We start from the raw sequence: 19,936 nt of genomic DNA on the forward strand, positions 1-19,936 counted from the left end.
GATTTCCTCGGTGCTTTCCAGGTTCCCGCTTCCGCGTTTCCCTTTCCGGCGGTTCCGACTCTATCAGACCCTTTCGGGCCTGACTCCCAGTCAGAAGGGGTTGCCATCCCGGCCGTTGGGCCGTTCCGACGTCTCAAACCTTAGCCGATTCCCCCGGCGGAGTTCCAATCGAGGTCCAGTGACCTGATCGAACACGGCCGAGCCCAAATCGAATTGAATTCGGGCACGCCGAAATCAATCCCGTTGGGAGATCGTGCGGTTGGTTTGGGTTGCCGCTGTCGCGGCGGAGGTGCTGCCGGAGAACCGTTACGGCTCGGCGGCAACCCGGAGAACTCTACGGATCGGGGATGAGTGTGTCAACTACCCCTGTCAAGATCTTTTCCCGGGCGAGTCGGAGACGGGTCGGAGACCGCTCAGTCCAGGTCGCTCAGGCGCCCGCCGGCGTCCGGCTGGGCGTGTTCCACCCTACGCAGCAGCCGGGTGAGGACCTCACCGAGGACCGTGCGCTCGTCCGGGGACAGGTCCTGGAGCAGGTCCTCCTCGAAGACCGTCGCCATGCGCATCGCCTCCAGCCACTTGCCGCGGCCCTCGGGAGTCAGTTCCACGATCACGCGGACGCGGTTGGACTCGTCCCGCTCCCTGGTGACCAGCCCCTCGGCGACCATGCGGTCGATCCGGTGGGTCATCGCGGCCGGCGTGAGGCCGAGGCGCTTGGCGAGGTCGCTGGGGCCCATCCGGTAGGGGTCGCCGGCGAGGACGAGGGCCTTGAGGACCTCCCAGTCGGCGCTGCTGATGCCGAGGTTCGCGGTCTGGCGGCCGTAGGCGACGTTCATGCGGCGGTTGAGGCGGCCCAGGGCCGAGACGATCTTCTCGACCTGGGGGTCGAGGTCCCGGAATTCACGCTGGTAGGCGGCGATCTGTTCGTCGAGCGTCGGCTCCGGGACGCCGCTGGTGTCGGCCATGCGCGCAGTATGGCACGGGTCTCCTTTGCCTTGAAGTCCTTGAGTATGTACTCTTTAGCTTCTAAGTCTTCAGATCTAACTAGTTGATTGAGGTGAACGTGACCAGGGCGATGGGCGCAGCGATGCGCCGGATCCACGTGGGCAACGCACTCAGCGCGTTCGGGCTCGGCTTCACGGTCCCGTACCTGTACGTCTATGTGGCGCAGGTGCGGGGTCTTGGGGGTATGACGGCGGGGCTCGTGCTCGCCGTCTTCGCCGTGGCCGCGCTGATCGTGCTGCCGTTCGCCGGGCGGGCCATCGTCCGGCGTGGCCCGCGGCCGGTTCTGCTCGTCGCCCTGGTCCTGGCCGCCGTAGGAGCGATGAGTCTGGGGCTGGCGGGGAGTGCGGGGGCCGTGTTGGTGTCGGCCGCTGCGCTCGGGGCCGGGCAGGCCGTGATGCAGCCGGCGCTTGCCACGATGATCGTGGAGTGTTCGACCGCCGAGACGCGGTCGCGGGCGTTTGCCATGCAGTTCTTTCTGCAGAACCTCGGGCTCGGTGTCGGTGGGCTCATCGGCGGTCATCTGGTCGACACGACCAGTGCGTCGTCGTTCACCTTGCTGTTCGGGATCGAAGCGGCGATGTTCCTGGTGCTCGCCGGGGTGATGGCGACCGTGCGGATGCCGCACTCGCCGGTCATCGGGGACGCGCCGTCGCAGTCGGCCAAGGGGGCCTGGAAGCAGCTGCTCGGCAATCGGGCCATGGTGCAGCTGAGCGCGCTCGGCTTTGTCATGTTCTTCGCTTGCTACGGGCAGTTCGAGTCCGGTCTGAGTGCGTACGGGGTCGAGGCCGCCGGGATCTCTACGTCCGCCCTCGGGACCGCGCTGGCCGCCAATACCGCGATGATCGTGGTCGCGCAGTTCGCCGTGCTGAAGTTCGTCGAGCGACGGCGGCGGTCCAGGGTGATCGCGGGGGTCGGGCTGATCTGGGCGCTGGCGTGGGTCACCGCGGGGTATGCCGGGCTCGGGCACGGGAGTCAGGAGATGGCCACGGCCGCCTTCGTGTCGACGTACGCGCTGTTCGGACTCGGGGAGGCGATGCTGTCGCCGACCGTCGCTCCGCTGGTCGCCGATCTGGCGCCGGAGGGGATGGCCGGGCAGTACAACTCGGCCTTCGCGCTGGTGAAGCAGCTCGCGCTGGCCGTCGGGCCCGCGGTGGGCGGGCCGCTCGGGGCCTCGCTGCCGGGGCCGTACGTCGTGATGTTCCTGGTGTTCTCGCTGGGGATCAGCGTGCTCGCCCTGCGGCTGGGGCGGCAGTTGACCGCCGTACAGGATCAGCCGTGGCGGGCGAAGGGGAGTCTGGTCGTCGCTCGGGGGGCTGTCGAGCCTGTTGGGGTGGACGTGTAGGTCATACCGGGGGCGCTGTCTTCGGGAGTACGAACTCGCACCACACCGCCTTGCCGCCGCCCGGGGTGCGGCGGGAGCCCCAGGTGGTGGCGATGGTCGCGACGATCGCGATGCCTCGGCCCGACTCGTCGGCCGGTTCCGCGCGGCGACGGCGCGGGAGGTGGTCGTCGCCGTCCGTGACCTCGACGATGAGGCGGCGGTCGGTGCGGCGCAGCCGTAGGCGCATGGGTGGGGTGCCGTGCTGGAGGCTGTTGGCGACCAGTTCGCTGGCGGCCAGGACGCCCAGGTCGTGCAGTTCGGTGGGGAAGCGCCAGCTGGTGAGGACTCCGGAGGCGAAGGCACGCGCGCGTGGGGCCGCTTCCACTCCGCCGAGGAGTTCCAGGGCCGCGTTGCGGAAGAGGTCGCCATCGTGGCCGGTGCGGGTCGGGTGCTGGACGACCAGGACGGCGACGTCGTCGTCGTGGTCGGCGGTGACGCCCATCGAGCGGACCAGGCGGTCGCAGACGACCTGGGGGGTGCCGGTGGCGCCGGCCAACGCGCGCTCCAGGGAGGCGATTCCCTCGTCGAGGTCCTCGTCCCGGCGTTCCACCAGGCCGTCCGTGTAGAGGACCGCCGTGGAGCCGGGGCTGAGCGGGATCGTGCCGGAGGAGTGGATCCAGCCGCCGGTGCCGAGCGGGGGGCCGGTGGGTTCGTCGGCGCGCTGGACCTCTCCCGTCTCGTCGCGGACGAGGATCGGGAGGTGGCCGGCGGAGGCGTACACCAGGCGGCCCTCGTTCGGGTCGAAGATGGCGTACGCGCAGGTGGCGATCTGGTTGGCGTCGATCTCCGTGGCGAGGCCGTCCAGGAGCTGGAGGATCTCGTGCGGGGGCAGGTCGAGGCGGGCGTACGCGCGGACCGCCGTGCGGAGTTGGCCCATGACCGCTGCCGCGCGGACGCCCCTGCCCATGACGTCGCCGATGACCAGGGCCGTCCGGCCGCCGCCGAGGGTGATCACGTCGTACCAGTCGCCGCCGACCGCGGCCTCGGTGCCGCCGGGCTGATAGGTGGCGGCGATGCGCAGGTCGTCGGGCTCTTCGAGTTCCTGCGGGAGCAGGGAGCGCTGGAGCGTTACGGCGGTCTCGCGCTGGCGGCGTTCGCTGGTGCGCAGGCGCTCGGCGGCCTCGGCGTGGTCGGTGACGTCGGTGGCGAAGATCAGGACGCCGCCCTCGCCGCCGTCGGCGCTCTTGGCGACCGGGGTGCAGGTGAACGTGTAGGAGCGGCCGCCGGGGGCCTTGCGGGACTTGAGGGTGCGGGGCTTGCCGCTGCGCAGGACCTGGTCGAGGAGTGGGAGCAGGCCGAGTTCGTCGAGTTCGGGGAGTGCCTCGCGGGCGGGTGCGCCCAGGGGGCGGTCGCCGAAGGCGGCCACGTAGGCGTCGTTGACGTAGGCGATGCGCTGGTCGGGGCCGTGCACCAGGGCGACGAGGGCGGGGACGCGGTCGAGGACCTCGCGGACGGGCAGGTCGTCGACGGCGGGGGCGGGCGGCGGCTCGTCGGTGAGCTGCTCGGCGCGGGCCGCGGGGACGGAGCCCTCGCCCCGGCGGTCCGGGGTGACCTGGTGGTCGGTCCGCGCTGCGGCGCGGCGCTGCGTTCCGGGGAGCCGGGCGCTCCAGCGCGTGAAGTTCACGAATCCTTGCCTCGTGTAGGTGTCGTCGGCCGGTTGCGGACCCTGCCGGGGGTCCGGGGGCCGCGCGGCGGGGGCCGCACATCGGTCGCCGGGGGATGCAGCACAGTGGGGAGAGCCTCTTGGGTGGGACGGGCGGGCGCGGGCCCGTCCGAAGTCGGGGACCAGTCTGGCAGTGTGGCGGACCGGGCCGATATTCGTCAGACGCCCCGGCCGCCGGTGGAGTTCCTCGGTCCGGTCAGTTCGACCCCTTCGGGTCGTGCGGAGGCTTCCCACCGGCCGCGAGTTCGAACTCGGCTCGCGGGTGTTCGAGTGAACCCAGGGAGACGATCTCCCGTTTGAAGAGTCCCGCCAGGGTCCATTCGGCGAGCACACGGGCCTTGCGGTTGAAGGTGGGCACCCTGCTGAGGTGGTAGACGCGGTGCATGAACCAGGCAGGGTAGCCCTTCAGCTTCCGTCCGTAGACCTGCGCGACACCTTTGTGCAGTCCCAGGGCGGCGACCGAGCCGACGTACTTGTGGGCGTACGTCTGGAGGGGCTCGCCCCGCAGGGAGTGCGCGATGTTGTCGCCGAGGACCTTCGCCTGGCGGACCGCGTGCTGCGCGTTGGGGGCGGTGTCGGTTCCGGGCGCGTCGGCGGTCACGTCGGGGACGGATGCCGCGTCTCCCGCGGCCCACGCGTGCGTGGCGCCCTCGATGGTCAGCTCGGCGGTGCACTTGAGGCGGCCGTGCGCGGTGAGCGGGAGGTCGGTGGCGGCGAGGACGGGGTGGGGTCTGACGCCGGCCGTCCACACGAGGGTGCGGGTGGGGAAGCGCTGGCCGTCGTCGAGTACGGCGACGCGGTCGGCGCAGGAGGCGAGGCGGGTCTCCAGGAGGACCTGGATGTTGCGTCTGCGGAGCTGGGTGACGGTGTAGGTGCCCATCTCCTCGCCGACCTCGGGGAGGATGCGGTTGGAGGCCTCCACGAGGATCCATTTCATGTCGTCGGCCTGGACGTTGTGGTAGTAGCGCACGGCGTAGCGGGCCATGTCCTCCAGCTCGGCGAGCGCCTCTACGCCGGCGTAACCGCCTCCTACGAAGACGAAGGTCAGGGCCGCGTCGCGGATCGCGGGGTCGCGGGTGGAGGAGGCGATGTCGAGTTGCTCGATGACGTGGTTGCGCAGGCCGATGGCCTCCTCGACGGTCTTGAAGCCGATGCCGTGCTCGGCGAGACCGGAGATGGGCAGGGTGCGCGCCACCGAGCCGGGAGCCAGGACGAGTTCGTCGTACGACAGCTCTTCGGTGCCGGTGCCCTCCTCCTCGGTGGCGAGGGTGCTGAGGGTCGCGGTGCGCTTGGCGTGGTCGATGGCGGTGGCCTCGCCGATGACGACCCGGCACTTGTCGAGGACGCGGCGCAGCGGGACAACGACATGGCGGGGGGAGATCGAACCGGCGGCGGCCTCGGGAAGAAACGGCTGATACGTCATGTAAGGGTCGGGGGAGACGACGGTGATCTCGACCTGCCCGCGCCTGATTTCACGTTTCAACTTCTTCTGAAGGCGCAGGGCCGTGTACATCCCGACGTAGCCGCCACCGACAACGAGAATGCGCGCGCGTTCCTTCACCATCCCATGACGCACCCGGCGCTGGAGTTTGTCCACAGGCTCGACAAATTGTGTGACCGGGCGGGGAGGCCGCGGGCGGGCGCCGGAATTGCCGGAGTGCGGGGCAGGTATGCAGGTCAGTGAGGGTGATCGGGGTGGTGTCGGGGGGCGCAATCGGGATGTATGCGACCCGTACTCCGATCGGGGGGCGCTCCGTGCGGAACCTGCCCCTTCTGAATTGACCCCCTCTCAACTATGTTCGTGTGTCGACGGGGTGAAGGGGGATGCGCTCAACGAGCCCGCGAGAAGCGTGGTTCGTGAACCGGGCTTGTCTCACGATGCTCCGGCTGCCAATGGCGGGGAGTCTCCGGGGGGAGACGTCATTAACCGGGGGAACGTGTATGCATATTCAGGACTCTCATTGGACATCCGCGTCTGCCGTCGCATCCGGCGCCGCGGTCGGTGCGACGGCGGGAAACGGACGCGGGGACAACTCGCGCACGACGCCGTTGCGCGTGGACGCACAGCGCAATCTGGAGCACGTGCTGCGGGCGGCGCGTGAGGTCTTCGGCGAGCTGGGCTACGGCGCGCCGATGGAGGACGTGGCGCGGCGCGCGCGGGTCGGTGTCGGCACGGTGTACCGGCGCTTCCCCAGCAAGGACGTCCTGGTCCGGCGGATAGCCGAGGAGGAGACCTCCCGGCTGACCGACCAGGCGCGTTCGGCGCTCGGTCAGGAGGACGAGCCGTGGTCGGCGCTGTCGCGCTTCCTGCGGACGTCGGTGGCCTCGGGCGCCGGGCGGCTGCTGCCGCCGCAGGTGCTGCGGGTGGGCGTCGCCGACGAGGGCGTGGAGGGCTCTGCCCTGCTGGACGAAGCGCGGGTGCCGCAGCAGCGGACGCAGCCGGGCACGGGTGAACTGCGGCTGGTTCCGGAGGAGTCGGCGGGGTCCCTGGGCTCGGTGGTCGACGACGCCGGGGCGGCGGCGCTGCTGGAGGTCGTCGGGCAGCTCGTGGACCGGGCGCGAGCGGCGGGTCAGCTGCGGCCGGACGTGTCGGTGTCGGACGTACTGCTGGTGATCGCCACGGCGGCGCCCTCGCTGCCGGACGCTGCACAGCAGGCTGCGGCTTCGGCGCGGTTGCTGGACATTCTGCTGGAGGGGTTGCGTTCGCGGCCGTTGTGAGTGGGCGGTGTTGGTGTGGGCGTCTTCTGGGGGCTGCGCCCCCAGACCCCCATCGGCCCTGAAGGGGCCTCGTCCTCAAACGCCGGACGGGCTGATTTTGCGGGCCCGTGTGGGAAAGGTGCCGACCTGCGTTGGCAGGGTGACTCGAATAGGTGACTGTGGGGCGGGGGTGCCGTGGCGCTCCCGCCCCGGGCGACGCCAGGGAACGTTCCGAACATTTCAGACATCCGCGCCAACTCCCGTTCCGGGGGCGAGAGTTGAACCTTCCCCGGAGGGGTGAACGCTAGTACTGCGTTGCGGGAAGTCCCCACGGACGAGTGGATGGTCCGCACGACGGGGTCCTGAACAAAAGCCAATATGGCTACGCTGACCCGGTGTTCTGGACTGGTTGGGCAGGCGGCGGGGGCTTTCCGCGATGAGCGTTGACGGGCGGGACGAGTCACTGGGCGACGGTGACCCGGAGGCCGGTGGGCTGACCTCACCACAGGTGCCGAGCCAGGGCGGGCGGCCCGGTGGCGTCCCTCAGGACGCCGATCCCGGTGAGGGCAGTGTCCCGCCGCAGCGCGAGGGCAGTGTCCTCCCGCCGCCGCTGGAGATGCCCACGGCCGACGCCTCGCTGATCGAGCGGATGCGCGCCGGTGACGACACGGCGTACGAGGAGCTGTACCGGCGCCACGCGGACGCCGTGCGCCGCTACGCCCGGACGTGCTGCCGGGACGCGCACACCGCCGACGACCTGACCGCCGAGGTCTTCGCCCGCATGCTCCAGGCGGTGCGCGGCGGCTCCGGGCCCGAGCACGCCGTACGCGCCTATCTGCTGACCTCCGTCCGACGTGTCGCCGCCAACTGGACGAAGTCCGCCAAGCGGGAGCAACTCGTCGACGACTTCGCGGTGTTCGCCGCGCAGTCCGCGCGGGTGTCGGACATCTCTGACGACGACACGCTCGATCTGGGCGCCGACGTACGGGCCATGCACGAGGCCGAGCAGTCGATGGCCATGCGGGCGTTCCGGTCGCTGCCCGAGCGGTGGCAGGCCGTGCTGTGGCACACCGAGGTCGAGGACGAGTCGCCCAGCGAGGTCGCCACGCTCTTCGGGCTCGACGCCAACGGCACGCGCGTGCTGGCCAGCCGGGCCCGTGAGGGCCTCAAGCAGGCCTATCTCCAGGCCCATGTCAGCGCGACCCTCACCGACGACGAGGAGTGCGCGCGCTACGCCGACCAGCTCGGCACCTACGCCCGCCGCCGGCTGCGCACCCGTGCCGAACGCGGGCTGCGCAAGCACCTGGAGGAGTGCGCCAAGTGCCGGCTGGCCGCGCTGCAGATCGAGGAGGTCGCCAGCGGGATCCCGGCGGTCGTCCCGGTCGCGGTCATCGGCTGGTTCGGCGCCGCCGGGTACGCCAAGGCGGTCGCACTCATCGCGGGCGGCGCGGGAGCGGGCGCGGCCGGTGCCGCGGGCGCCGCCGCGGCGGCGAGCGGGAGTTCGTCGGGCGGGGCGGGGGCCGCCGGTGCGTCCGCAGCGGCAGTCGGGAGTTCGTCGGGCGGGGCCGGTGCCGGGGGCGCGGCGGCCTCCGAGGGGCTCGGCGCGCCGGTGAAGGCGGGCATCGCGGCCGGTGTGGTGGCCGCGGCGGCAGCGGCGGCGCTGGCCCTCGCGCTCAGCGGCAACGACACCCACGCGCGGAAACCGGAGGCCAAGCCCGCCCCCTCGTCCTCCCCCGTCGCCAGACCCGAGTCACCGACCCCCACCCACCCGAAGAAGCAACCCGCCCCGGAACCTGCGGTGTTGGCCCCCGAGCCGACACCCACCCCCACCCCCAGCCCGACCCCCACACCCAAGCCCCGGCCGACCCCGACCCCTGCGCCGAAGCCCACCCCGACCCCGACACCGCAGCCCACACCGACGCCCACCCCCACTCCGGCCCCGACGCCCCCGCCCGCGCCGACCGTCTTCCAGGTGAGCGAGCTCTCCTACAACGTCAACGGCGACGGCACCGCCCCGGAGATCCGGCTCGGCGACAGCAGTTGGGTGTGGCAGCGCTACGGCGTCGCGATCGGCGGCACGCGCTACGCCCACGGCGTCACCGTGCACGGCCGCTCCTCCGTCACGATCGACCTCAACCGGCAGTGCGTCTCCTACGACGCGAGGGTCGGCGTCGACGACATGATGCTCGGGCTCGGCAGGATCTCCTTCTCGGTGTACGCCGACGGGGCCCGGCTGTGGAGCTCCGGGGAGATCGACGGCGGGGACCCGGCGGTGCCGGTCCATGTGAATCTCGCTGGGCGGAAGACCGTGGAGCTGGTGGTCGAGCCGCGCAGTTCCTTCGACGGTCTGGCGCTCGCCGACTGGGCGGAGTCGAAGTTCAGCTGCCAGTAGGGCCCGGCTCCGGGGCGGGCAGCTCGGACAGCGCCTCGTCCACGGTGAGGGACTCGCCCCGGGCACGCTCGGCGGCGTAGCGCTCGGCACCCAGCTCGGCGCGGACGGTCTCCTCGATGCGCTCGGTCCGGGCACGCTCGGGCATGGGGCGCGGATGGCCGCCACGCAACCGGTCGGACGCCGCGAACAGCCTTACCGTGCGCGGGAGTTCGCCGAGTTCGGCGAGCAGTGTCGCCGCGTGGTCGACCAGTGTCGCCGTGACCACCTCGGCGCAGCGCAGCTCCACCGCCTCGCGCAGGGCTGCGGCCATCGCCACCAGCCCGCGCGCGGGGCCGGACTCGGCGGCCGTGACCAGGGCGCCGACCGCGCCCAGCGCCACCCGGAACTGCGGCGGCGGTGTGCCGCGTCCGCTCTCCTCACGGGCCTGTTCGCACAGCACGCGGGCGTGGACCACGTCCCCGTCCTCCAGGGCGATGTGCGCGCGCAGCAGCTGGATGAACGCGTGGGCGTCCGCGACCCCGTGCCGGTCGGAGGCCTCGGTCGCCTCTTCCAGGCCCGCGATCGCGGCCTCGCGGTCACCCGCGCGGAAGGCCAGTTCGGCGAGCCGGGCGATGAGGAAGGGCGTCTCGGTGTGGGCGCCGACCTCGTAGGCGAGGGCGAGCGCCTCCTCGTAGGCCCCCTTGGCCTCCTCGAAGCGGCCGCGGCTCATGGCGGCCTCGCCGACCGCGCTGGACACCTGGGCCCGCACCCAGCGGTCGCCGACGCGGCGGCAGAGTTCGCGCAGTTCCGCCAGGTCGTCGTCGACGCCCGCCATGCCGCCCGGGGAGTCGACGACCATGTGCGTGCGGAACATCATGATGACGGCGATCTCCCAATCGCCGCCGTACGCACGGGCGTTGGCGACCGCCACGTCCATGACGTCACGGATGTCCATGGTGTCGTGCAGGAAGTAGGCGGTGAACGGCCACGAGAGCCCCGGCATCCGGGCCGCGTCCGGGCCTCCGCCGGCGAAGAAGGCCTGCACCAGGGTGACGTACCGGCGCAGCCGCTCGTCCCGCAGTCCGTTCGGCAGGTGGTCCAGGGCTCCCGATTCGGCGCCCAGGAAGAGGTGCAGCATCCGGAGGTTCATCCGCTGGGCGTGCAGGGGGTGGTCGGTCCCGGTGTCCGGGGCGGCGAGATAGGCCTCGAACGGGTCCTGAGCGGTCTCGGTGGTGATCAGGGCGAGGATGCGCTCGGTCCAGTCGACGCCCTCGCGGCGGTAGTTGCGCAGCCACCAGAACCAGCCGACGGCGAGGGCCAGCGCACCCGCCTGCGCCTCGTCGCCCGCGGTGATCGTCCGGTCGAGGGCCGCGCGGATGTTGTCGAGCTCGGTCTCCAGGCGGGCGATCCACAGTAGTTGCTCCCAGGAGCGGAGCAGCGGCTCGGCCTCCTCGACGAGGGCGAGCGCCCAGGCCCGGTGCCGGCGCTCGGCCGCCGCCCGCAGTTCCGGGGTCTCGGCGGCGCGCTCGACGGCGTACTCGTGGATGGTCTCCAGCATGCGGTAGCGCATGCCGTCGGACGTCTCCCCCGGGGTGGCCACGATCAGGGACTTGTCGACGAGGGCGCCGATCAGGTCCGCCGCGGGGCCGGTGCAGACGCTTTCCGCAGCCGCGAGGTCCCAGCCGCCGGCGAACACGGAGACCTCGCGCAGCAGGGTCCGCTCGTGCTCGTCGAGCAGCTCCCAGGACCAGTCGACGACGGCCCGCAGGGTCTGCTGCCGGGGCAGCACCGTGCGGCTGCCCGAGGTGAGCAGGCGGAAGCGGTCGTCCAGGCGGTCGGCGATCTGGCGGGGGGTGAGCAACCGCAGCCGGGCGGCGGCGAGTTCGATGGCCAGGGGCAGGCCGTCGAGGCGCCGGCAGATCTCCGTGACCGCTTCGGTGTCCTGGAGCACGGCCCCGGCGTCGGGGCGGACGGCGGCGGCGCGCTCCGCGAAGAGGCGGTGTGCCTGGTCGGGGACGAGGGGTTCGACCGGGCGCACCGACTCGCCGGGGACGCCCAGGGGTTCACGGCTGGTGGCGAGGATCGTGAGCCCCGGGCAGCGGGTCAGGAGGGTCTCGGCGAGGTCGGCCGCCGCGCCGATGACATGTTCGCAGTTGTCAAGGATCAGGAGTCGGCTGCGCGCAGCGCAGTACTCGATCAGCAGGGCGACGGGGTCGTCCTGCGGGACCGCCAGCTCGGTGGTCATCAGTACGGTCTCGCGCAGACCGAGGGCGCTGACCACCGCGCCGGGCACCGCCTCCGGCCGGTCGAGCCGGGCGAGCTCGACCAGCCACGCCTGCGGGAGCCCGGCGGCGGCCTCCTCGGCGAGACGGGTCTTTCCGGAGCCGCCCGGTCCGGTGAGCGTGACGAGGCGGGCCCTGTGCACTTCGGAACGGATGGCGGCGATCTCGGGTTCCCGGCCCACGAAAGAGGTAAGCCGTGGACGCAGGTTGCCGTCGCGTTCGGACTGCCGGGCGGGGTGGTCGCCGCTGCGTGCCGGCTGCCGGGCGCGGTGGGCCGGAGGCGGCGACTTGAGCAACTCGCCGTGCAGGGACCGGAGTTCCGGCCCCGGGTCGGTGCCGAGGCCGTCGGCGAGGGCGCGCCGGGCGGTCTCGTAGGCGGCGAGCGCGTCGGCGCCCCGGCCGGAGTCGCGCAGGGCGCGGATGAGGAGGGCGTGCAGCGGTTCGTCGTACGGGTGGGCCGCGGTCAGTTCCTTCAACTCCGGTACGGCGTCGGCGGCGCGGCCCAGCAGCAGGTCGGCCTCGACCCGCGCGCGGGTGGCCTCCTCGCGCAGCGCGTCCGGGCGGGCGGCGGCGGACCGGTCGGGGAGGTCGGCGAGGGCGGGCCCGCGCCACAGGGCGAGCGCCTCGCCGAGGTCGCGGGCGGCGACGCTCGCCTCGCCCCGCTCCAGGGCGGCCGTGCCCTGGCGCACCAGCCGTTCGAAGACGTACAGGTCCACGTCGTCCCGGGTCGCCGCGAGCCGGTAGCCGCCGGGCTCGGAGACGATGGCGTCCTTGCCGACGGTACGGCGCAGCCGGCCGACGAGGGCCTGGAGGGCGGCCGGGGCGTCCTGCGGAGGTTCCTCGGCCCACACCTCGTCGATCAGGGTGCCGAAGGGGACGATCCGGCCGGAGTGCAGGGCGAGGGCGGCGAGCAGCGCGCGCAGCCGCGCACCGCCGAGCGCCACGACGGCGCCCCGCTCGTCCTCCGCCTGCGTACTGCCCAGGATTCCGTACCGCACCGGGCCATTGTCACTGGTGGGTGAGGGTGGGGCACCGCGTTTTCGGGACCGGCGGGATTCCCGCCCCCGGGACGGGGTGGGGGCGGGCCGGGTGTTCTTTCGCCCGGGGGCGTCGGGCGCCCGGTCGGCAGGGCTTCGGTGTTCCGGCCGGGCAGGCGGCCCGCGCGTGGGTGCGGCCGAAGCCACGCGCGGCTCGGGCCTCCCCGGGGCCGAAGCCACGCGCGGCCCCGGGGAGGCCCGCGCGGGACTCTTCCGACCTCGTCCGGCTCGGCCTACGGCGCGTCCAGGACCGGAACATGTGGTGTCCGCTCGATCCCCCGGAGATAGTCAAGGCCCTCCAGGGGGTCGTCGAGGAAGAACCGCGTACTGAGGTCCGCGAGCTCTGTCGGTCGTTCCAGCAGCAGCATGTGGTCGGCCTGGGAGATGACGGCGAAACGGCTGTCGACGCACGTCTCGGCGACCGCCCGGCACATGTCGGGCGTCGTGAAGTGGTCGTGTTCGCCCACCACGACCAGCACGGGCATCGCCGGAGGCCGGCTGGTGTCCAGCCGCATGTACCGGAACAGCCGCCGCGTGTTCTCGACGAACTGTTCCTTCTCGTGGGCGGTCAGGTTCTGCAGCCGGCGCAGGAAGAAGCGCCGCACCTGCTCCCCCGCGACGACCGAGTCGATCGCGTCGAGGTTCATGAGGCTGCTGACCCCCAGCTCGGCGGACTCCGCCGTCCTCCCGGCCTGGCCGAGCTCGATGCCGCGGCGCATCGGTGACCGCATCCCGTCCGGGAGGTGTGTCATGGTGCCGCTCAGCACCATCCTGGTCACGAGGTCCGGACGTTGTTGTGCGAGCTGGTACGTGACGGCGGTGCCGTACGAGTTCCCGAAGAGGTTCACCGCGGTCAGGCCGAGGTCGTCGAGAATGTGGCCCAGGGCGTCCGCGAGGAACGTGATGCCGTAGTGCTCGGGGAGCACGGGGCTGGTCCCCCATCCGGGCAGGTCGACGGTGAGTACGTCGGCGAACCGGAGGAACTCACGCTCCACGCGCCCCCAGCCCCCCTTGGTCTGGAAAGCGCCTCCTACGAGTACCACCGGATCGGTGCGTGCCGAAGGACTGCGGGTGAGGCGCGACTCGCAGTGGAAGCCCGCCCATCGGTGCTGTGTGACGGTCGCCGCTTCGTCCTTCTTCGTGGGGGTTGTACCGGCCGCCGGTATTGCAGAGTTCACGCATGCTCCCCTGGGAAATCGTCTGGAATCGCGCTCCTGGCCCGTCCGGCTCCGCGCGTGGTCACAGCGGGGTCGTCAGGCGGGCGTGTCCGGGTCCGTGGCGCGCAGACCGATTTCGAAGTGCACTCTCCGGTACGGGTTGGCCAGGCCGATCCTGGCCGCCCCGGCCGGGTCGTCGACCGTCGGGAACTCGTACAGCAGGCCCGGTGTGACGTCGAATATGACGTCCGAGTCGATGTGCTGTGTGTCGGCGACGAAGAACTCCGTGATCAGGGCGTGGAATCCGGGCGCGGTCACCTCGAAGTGCATGTGCGCGGGCCGGTACCGGTGTCTGCCGGTGGCCCTCAGGAGTTCGCCGACCGGACCGTCGTCGGGGATCGGGTAGCCGCCCGGCACGACCGACCGGAACCAGAACTCGCCGTCGTCGTCCGTGGTGAACACGCCCCGCATGCTGTTCCTGGGCATCAGATCGGGACGCAGGACGTCGTAGAAGCCGTCGCCGTCGGCATGCCACACATCGACGCTCGCGCCCGGGACCGGCTCACCGTCGGGGCCGGTCACCGTACCGGTGACCAGGCACGGTTCCCCCTTGACGGCCACGGCGATGTTCTCGCCGGGCTCCCTCGGCGGCGACACCACCGAGTGGAAGGGGCCCTCCAGGCCCATGTCGGTCACCGGGCCCACCGCGCGGTTGTTGAGCATCGCCACCAGCATGGACACGCCCAGCACGTCGGACAGCAGGCGGACCTCGTTGCGGACGCCGCCGGACCGCAGGCCCGCGCGCTTGAGGTAGTCGATCCCGGCCGCCCATTCGGCCTCGGTCAGCTGGACGTCCTTGACGAACGTGTGCACGTGCGCGACCAGCGATTCGAGGATCTGCCGCAGCCGGGGGTCTGCGGTCCCCGCGAGGCTGCGCTGTACCACCTCGATCGAGCGCTGCTCGGTGAACAGCCTGTCCTCCAACGACGTGGCGCTCGCGTGGTCGTGGCCCTTACTCATCTTCGTCCTCAACTGTCGGTATCTGTACGGAGATCGGTACGGAGATCGGTACCGGGATCGGTACCGGGATCGGTCTTCTGGTGCGCCCGCGCCGTCGTCGTTCAGCCGCGCTCACCCGCGTGCGCCGAGCCGCGGAATGCCCAGCGTGGCCAGGGCGCCCAGCAGCGCGAGGGCGGCGGTGACGACGCAGACGACGGTGATGGCGTGGGCGGAGGAACCGGCGGTTCCGGAGTCGAGGTCGAGGAACAGCGTTCCGACCGTCGCGACTCCGGTGACCTGGCCGACCTGGGTGAGCGTGGCGATCACGCCGCCGGCGTCGGCCGCGTCGCGCAGCGGGACGCGTGCGAGCGTCAGACCCATCACGGGACTGAAGCCGAGGCCGAGGCCGGTACCGAGCAGCGCCATGAGGATCCAGCGCGCGACACCGCCGGTACCGCCGCCGTGCAGTACCGCCGCGAGGCCGAGCAGGGACACCGCGGCGAGCAGGAAGCCGGCCATGGCCTCGGTCACGAACCAGCGCTGCGGCACCCGGCGCCAGGTCATCGCGGTCACGAAGACGGCCAGGGCGTACGGGACGAAGGAGAGGCCGGAGTCGAGGGGAGTGAAGTGCAGCGCGCCCTGCATGTGCAGCGTGATCGAGAACATCAGGCCGATCATCAGCGCCATGCTCAGGAACACCGTGCCGACGCCGACCGCGAAACCGGGGTGGCGCAGCACGCGTCCGGGGATGACCGGTGTGCCGCCGCGCCGTCCGACGCGCCGCTCCACGAGGACGAACAGGACGAGACCGAGCACGCCGAGGCCGAGGAGCAGCCGGCCCCACAGCGGCCAGTGCTCGTCGTGGCCCAGCACCAGCGGTACGACGAGGGCCAGGAGGGTCGGGGTGAGCACCGCGACGCCGAGCGGGTCGAGTCCGCGGCCCGGCTCGCCCCTGTCCTTCGGCAGCACCCAGAGGCCGGCGATCAGCGCGCCGACGCCGATCGGGACGTTGACCAGGAAGCACAGCCGCCAGCCCGCGCCGAGGAGGTCGGTGCTGACCAGCAGGCCGCCGAGCACCTGTCCGGCGACCGCTCCGCCGGAGAGCACGGCGGTGTAGAGGCTCATGGCCCTGAACCGCGAGTGCCCCTTGAAGACGCGCTGGATGAGCGAGAGCACCTGCGGCACCATCAGGGCCGCGCCCATGCCCTGGACCAGCCGGAAGGCGATCAGGGTGCCCGTGTTCGGGGCGAGCCCGCAGGCGAGGGAGGCGAGGGTGAACACCACGAGGCCCGCGCGGTAGAGCCGGGCGTGGCCCCGCAGGTCTCCGAGGCGGGCGCCGGTGACGATGAGCGCCGCGTACGCGATGGTGTAGCCGGACACCGACAGTTGCAGTCCGGCGCCCGAGGAGTGAAGGTTCGCGCGGATGCTGGGGAGGGCCACGTTGACGATGGCCACGTCCAGGATGGCCATGAAGTGGCCGAGCAGGATGACGGTCAGGAGGGCGTTGCGCCCCCGCGGGGTCGCGCTACGGGACTCGTCGGCACTTTCGCCGTTTGCCGATGCGATGATCGCGGACATGGGCTCATCGTGCGGGCGCCCGCATTCTGTTACCTAGAGCCCCATTATCCTATTACCGTCACCACCTGGTACCGGGACGGCCAAAACGGGAGACTGTGCCCATGACGGATCTGGCCGCGGTGAAGAACGCCGTACGACGCACCGAACTGGCCGACTTCCTGCGCTCCCGCCGTGAGCGGATCACACCCGAGCAGGTGGGGTTGCCCCCGGCGCCGCGGCGTCGCACACCCGGTCTGCGCCGTGAGGAGGTCGCGCAGCTCGCCGGGGTCGGCGTGACCTGGTACACGTGGCTGGAGCAGGGCCGCCCGATCAACGCCAGCACACAGGTTCTGGACGCCATCGCGCGCACGCTGCGGCTCGGCGCGGCCGAGCACCGCCACCTGTACGCGCTGGCCCGGGTCCCGGACGCCGAGTCGGCGGTACGGCTCGCGGAGCCGCCGCCCTACGGCCTTCCGGACGAGGTCCGGCAGGTGCTGCACGGGATGAGCCACGCGGCCATGGTGGTCAACGAGCGCCTCGACCTGATCGCGACGAATCCGGCGCTCGACACGCTGTTCCCCCTGGGGCGCAACCTGGAGAAGTTCGACCACAACGTGTTCTGGTGCATGCTCGACCTCCCGACGTGCTGCCACCCCTTCGTCAACCGGCACGAGACGCTTCCGGCGATGATCGCCACGCTGCGCGGGTCCTACGCGCGGCACGTCGGCGAACCGTACTGGGAGGACTTCATCCGGGTCATGAACGAACGCAGCGAGCTGTTCGCCAAGCTGTGGTCGCGCAACGAGGTGCAGGGCTTCGGGCAGATGCTGCGGGTCTTCTACCAGCCGGCCGTCGGCATCCTGCGCTTCGTCGCGACCAGCCTCGGCGTCCATGGCACGGCCGGGCTGCGCATCCAGGTGTTCGTGCCCGCGGACGAGGCCACGGCGACGGCGCAGGCCCGACTCGCGAGCGGGGAGGCCGAGAACCCGGAGGTGTTGCCCTGCGGCCACACCTGGGAGGACTGGGTCAGGCTCGGCAGCGGGAGCACCGACGCGTCACAGAGCGAGGACCAGGTGACCCGGCAGGCCGGCGGCAAGGGTCCGGACACCGACCCGTCCCCGCGCCCGTTCCCCCTCACGCACCCCCCGATGCCAGCGCCCCCCGCTGCGGTCTGATCCCCGCCGGTACCGCACGCGCGCGTGCCGGTGTTCCCGTCCAGCAGGTGCCCCGGCGGGCCAGCAGGCGGCCGAGCCACAGTTCCAGGGAGACGAGGTCCGCGAGGCCGTCCAGGGGAAGTGGTTCGCCCTGGGCCGCCGCGCGGAGCGCCTTGCGGACGACGCGGGCCTCCACCAGGCCGGCCTGGGCCAGCAGGGGTGTGTCGAAGAGGGCCATCAAGGAGTCCGCGGCGACCCGGAGTCCGGTGCGGGACGCGGCTGCCGCCGAGGCGTGGGAGGGGGCGCCCCAGCCGGGCGGGAGGTCGCCGACGCCGGCGCCCTCCAGGACCGTACGGAGGATGGCCGCGCGGGCCCCTGGCTGGACGCGTAGCGCCTCGGGGAGGGAACGGCAGGCGCGGACCACCTGGTTGTCGAGGAAGGGCGTGTGCAGGCGCTGGGAGCGGATCTCGGCGGCCTGCTCCAGGACGCGGAGGTCGGAGGCGTGGCGGGCGAGGGCGGCACGCGCGCGGAAGTCGCCGGGTCGCTGTCCCGGGCCGACCCCCTGGCGGCTGGGCGCCCCTTGTAGGCGAACCGATACTTCAGCTAGGGCCTCACCGGTCAGCCAACGCGCGGCGGGCCCCGGTCTGGCCCAGGTGAGCGCGGCGAGGGAGGCTCCGACGGCACCGCCGGGTTCGTCGAAACGCTGGTTCATCAGGCGGTCGGCGAGGACCTCAAGACCCGCGCCGTAGGGCGTACGGGCCAGTCGCCGGGCCGCGCCGTACACGCGCGCGGGGACCATCACCGAACCGTCCGCCTTCGCCAACGCGGCCACCGGGCGCACCAGATGGCGCCGTTTGCGGTCCATCAGCAGATCCGCGAGACGCGCGGGGTGCGCGTCCAGGACCTGGCGGGCGCCGTAGCCGGTGAAGTGGTCGGCGCTGCCCGCGGCGAGCCGGGCGCGGTGGCGGGCTGCGGTGATCAGGGAGGGGCCGGGTTCGTCGGTGAGGGGGCCGTCGAGGTCGGCGTACGGCAGGACGTCCTCGCCGCCGGTGACCACTACGTGGTGCAGACGGGGGTTGGCCGCGAGGGTGCCCGCGCGCTCCACCTCGGACTCGCGTCCGCGGACGGCGAGATCGTTGAACGTGACGGCGAGGAGCCGTTCGCCCGCGCCGGTGCCGTGTCCGAGGACCGTGCCGGGCGCGCCCGGCAGTCCGGCGGCGAGCAGGGCCAGCGTCCCGGAGGCGGGCCCCCCGGAGAGGTCGGCGCCGATGCCGGGGACGGGCATCCCGCGCGCGGCACGCCGTTCGGCGGGCCCCATGCCTGGTACCGGGCCCGGGTCGATGTCGGGAACGTGCCGGGGCGCGGACAGGCGCGCACGCACGGCGTCGACCAGTGCGTCGCGTACGGCGTCCACCGCACTGTCGGGGTCAACGGGCGCGGCGGCGACGGCGAGGGAGGCGACCGGCTCGTACCCGGCGATCTCACGCGCCCCGGCGCGCAGGATCAGCGCATGCCCCGGCGGAATGCGACGTACGCCGTCGTACGGAGTGGAGTCGTGCAGCGCGGCGGGCACATCGGGGGCCGCGAGCAGGGCCGCGAGGTGCCCGAAGTCGAGGTTGGCCTCGATGAGGTCGGCCAGCGGGAGCGCGGCCGTGGAGTAGGCCGTACCGCCGGCCCAGGGGGTGTAGAACACCGGCTTGGCGCCCGCGAGATCGCCGCAGACCATGGTGCGGCGGCCGACCTTGACGACCGCCGTGTAACTCCCCGACCAGGCCGTCAGATGCCGAAGTGCCCCTCCGCGCGCGGAGAACAGGCTGAGGCGCAGCTCCTCGTCGGAGGCGCCGCACGTACCGAGGACCGCGATCCGGGTCTCCGCGTCGACCTTCACGACCCGCACCTCGTCGGGCCGCCAGTCGCCGACCGCCCACAGCGGATCCGGGTCTCCCCACAGGAGTTGGGACCCCACCGGATGGACCGTCTCACCGTCGAGTCCGGTCGCCCCCGCGGAACCGATCGCGGCGGCTCCAGCGGCGGTACTGCTCCATCCCACCAACCACCGCATCGACGCCTCCACAGGCTGTGGACAACCAGTGCACCGCACGAACTGGGCACCATGCTGCCATGAAGGACGCCTTCCGGAGGGCCGGAGAAGCCGCTTGAGATCGCGCGAAGACGCCCTGGACGAGGGACAACCGGACAAGGACGACCCTACGTCCGCGACGCGAATGCGCCCCCGATACGCTCCCCCAAAACCCCTAACGCGCCCTCAACTCCCGTGGTAGGAGCGGTATTCGACACCGAGAGGCGGGGGCGATTTTCGGCCAAATCGGTGTTACGAGCACAGGCTCGCGCACGCTCCGTACATGCCGTGCGCACCGCTTCGTACCGCGCACAGTCCGGGAGGCGGAGTACGCCTCCCGGACCGGTCCGCCGCCCGCGGGGATGTAGGCGGCGGTGTCCCCCAGCCCACTGGATCCAGTACAGCGGGCCGACCCACGCACGATCCATCGAAGCGCTCCCGCGATGGCCGGAGAAGAGCGCACACACGGGCGCACGGCCACACGGCGGGGGCACGTCGCAACCCTCCGTGCAAACCCCGCACTCGCGTACGGACCACAATCCCGCCATCCGGAACA

General features: G+C 72.1%; 12 protein-coding genes. 4 read left to right on the top strand and 8 right to left on the bottom strand.

Features of this window, described 5'->3' with window-relative positions; genetic code table 11:
• Positions 1-413: 413 nt before the first annotated feature.
• Entirely contained in the window at positions 414-962 is a 549-nt protein-coding gene (locus ACIBJH_RS44100; RefSeq protein ID WP_317887720.1) for a MarR family transcriptional regulator, read from the bottom strand.
• Between the two features lie 98 nt (positions 963-1,060).
• Between ACIBJH_RS44100 and ACIBJH_RS44105 the strand changes: the two genes are divergently transcribed.
• On the top strand, positions 1,061-2,344 hold the full coding sequence (locus tag ACIBJH_RS44105; RefSeq protein ID WP_399122618.1) for an MFS transporter: 1,284 nt from the start codon (positions 1,061-1,063) through the stop codon (positions 2,342-2,344).
• Position 2,345: 1 nt separating this feature from the next.
• On the opposite strand, the gene ACIBJH_RS44110 is transcribed toward ACIBJH_RS44105, so the two are convergent.
• Together ACIBJH_RS44110 and ACIBJH_RS44115 are read right to left on the bottom strand one after the other, a co-directional pair.
• Positions 2,346-4,007: a SpoIIE family protein phosphatase gene (locus tag ACIBJH_RS44110; protein ID WP_399122619.1), complete on the bottom strand. Its 1,662-nt coding sequence runs from the start codon at positions 4,005-4,007 to the stop codon at positions 2,346-2,348.
• A 235-nt stretch (positions 4,008-4,242) separates the two neighbouring features.
• Positions 4,243-5,610, bottom strand: coding sequence for an NAD(P)/FAD-dependent oxidoreductase (locus tag ACIBJH_RS44115; RefSeq protein ID WP_399122620.1), 1,368 nt, complete (start codon positions 5,608-5,610; stop codon positions 4,243-4,245).
• 377 nt (positions 5,611-5,987) lie between these two features.
• Between ACIBJH_RS44115 and ACIBJH_RS44120 the strand changes: the two genes are divergently transcribed.
• Both ACIBJH_RS44120 and ACIBJH_RS44125 read left to right on the top strand, forming a co-directional pair.
• A complete protein-coding gene (locus ACIBJH_RS44120; RefSeq protein ID WP_399122621.1) occupies positions 5,988-6,764 on the top strand; it encodes a TetR/AcrR family transcriptional regulator in 777 nt (258 codons plus the stop codon).
• Positions 6,765-7,179: 415 nt separating this feature from the next.
• Positions 7,180-9,135 (top strand): sigma-70 family RNA polymerase sigma factor, encoded by a 1,956-nt coding sequence (locus ACIBJH_RS44125; RefSeq protein ID WP_399122622.1) that lies wholly within the window; start codon positions 7,180-7,182, stop codon positions 9,133-9,135.
• Here the strand turns inward: ACIBJH_RS44125 and ACIBJH_RS44130 are convergent.
• The 4 genes from ACIBJH_RS44130 to ACIBJH_RS44145 form a co-directional block, all read right to left on the bottom strand.
• On the bottom strand, positions 9,122-12,394 hold the full coding sequence (locus ACIBJH_RS44130) for a BTAD domain-containing putative transcriptional regulator (RefSeq protein ID WP_399122623.1): 3,273 nt from the start codon (positions 12,392-12,394) through the stop codon (positions 9,122-9,124). The two genes, ACIBJH_RS44125 and ACIBJH_RS44130, sit on opposite strands and share 14 nt — an antisense overlap.
• A 272-nt stretch (positions 12,395-12,666) precedes the next feature.
• Positions 12,667-13,611: an alpha/beta fold hydrolase gene (locus tag ACIBJH_RS44135; protein ID WP_399122624.1), complete on the bottom strand. Its 945-nt coding sequence runs from the start codon at positions 13,609-13,611 to the stop codon at positions 12,667-12,669.
• Positions 13,612-13,686: 75 nt separating this feature from the next.
• Complete coding sequence (locus tag ACIBJH_RS44140) at positions 13,687-14,610, bottom strand: dioxygenase (RefSeq protein ID WP_399122625.1); 924 nt, start codon at positions 14,608-14,610, stop codon at positions 13,687-13,689.
• 111 nt (positions 14,611-14,721) lie between these two features.
• On the bottom strand, positions 14,722-16,167 hold the full coding sequence (locus ACIBJH_RS44145; RefSeq protein ID WP_399122626.1) for an MFS transporter: 1,446 nt from the start codon (positions 16,165-16,167) through the stop codon (positions 14,722-14,724).
• A gap of 101 nt (positions 16,168-16,268) precedes the next feature.
• On the opposite strand from ACIBJH_RS44145, the gene ACIBJH_RS44150 reads away from it, so the two are divergent.
• Positions 16,269-17,321 (top strand): helix-turn-helix transcriptional regulator, encoded by a 1,053-nt coding sequence (locus ACIBJH_RS44150; RefSeq protein ID WP_399122627.1) that lies wholly within the window; start codon positions 16,269-16,271, stop codon positions 17,319-17,321.
• Here ACIBJH_RS44150 and ACIBJH_RS44155 read toward each other — a convergent pair.
• A complete protein-coding gene (locus ACIBJH_RS44155; protein WP_399122628.1) occupies positions 17,281-19,362 on the bottom strand; it encodes an asparagine synthase-related protein in 2,082 nt (693 codons plus the stop codon). The two genes, ACIBJH_RS44150 and ACIBJH_RS44155, sit on opposite strands and share 41 nt — an antisense overlap.
• Between the last annotated feature and the right edge of the window lie 574 nt (positions 19,363-19,936).

Origin of the sequence: Streptomyces sp. NPDC050548 (assembly GCF_044457385.1) — a bacterium.
Taxonomy (GTDB): Bacteria; Actinomycetota; Actinomycetes; order Streptomycetales; family Streptomycetaceae; genus Streptomyces.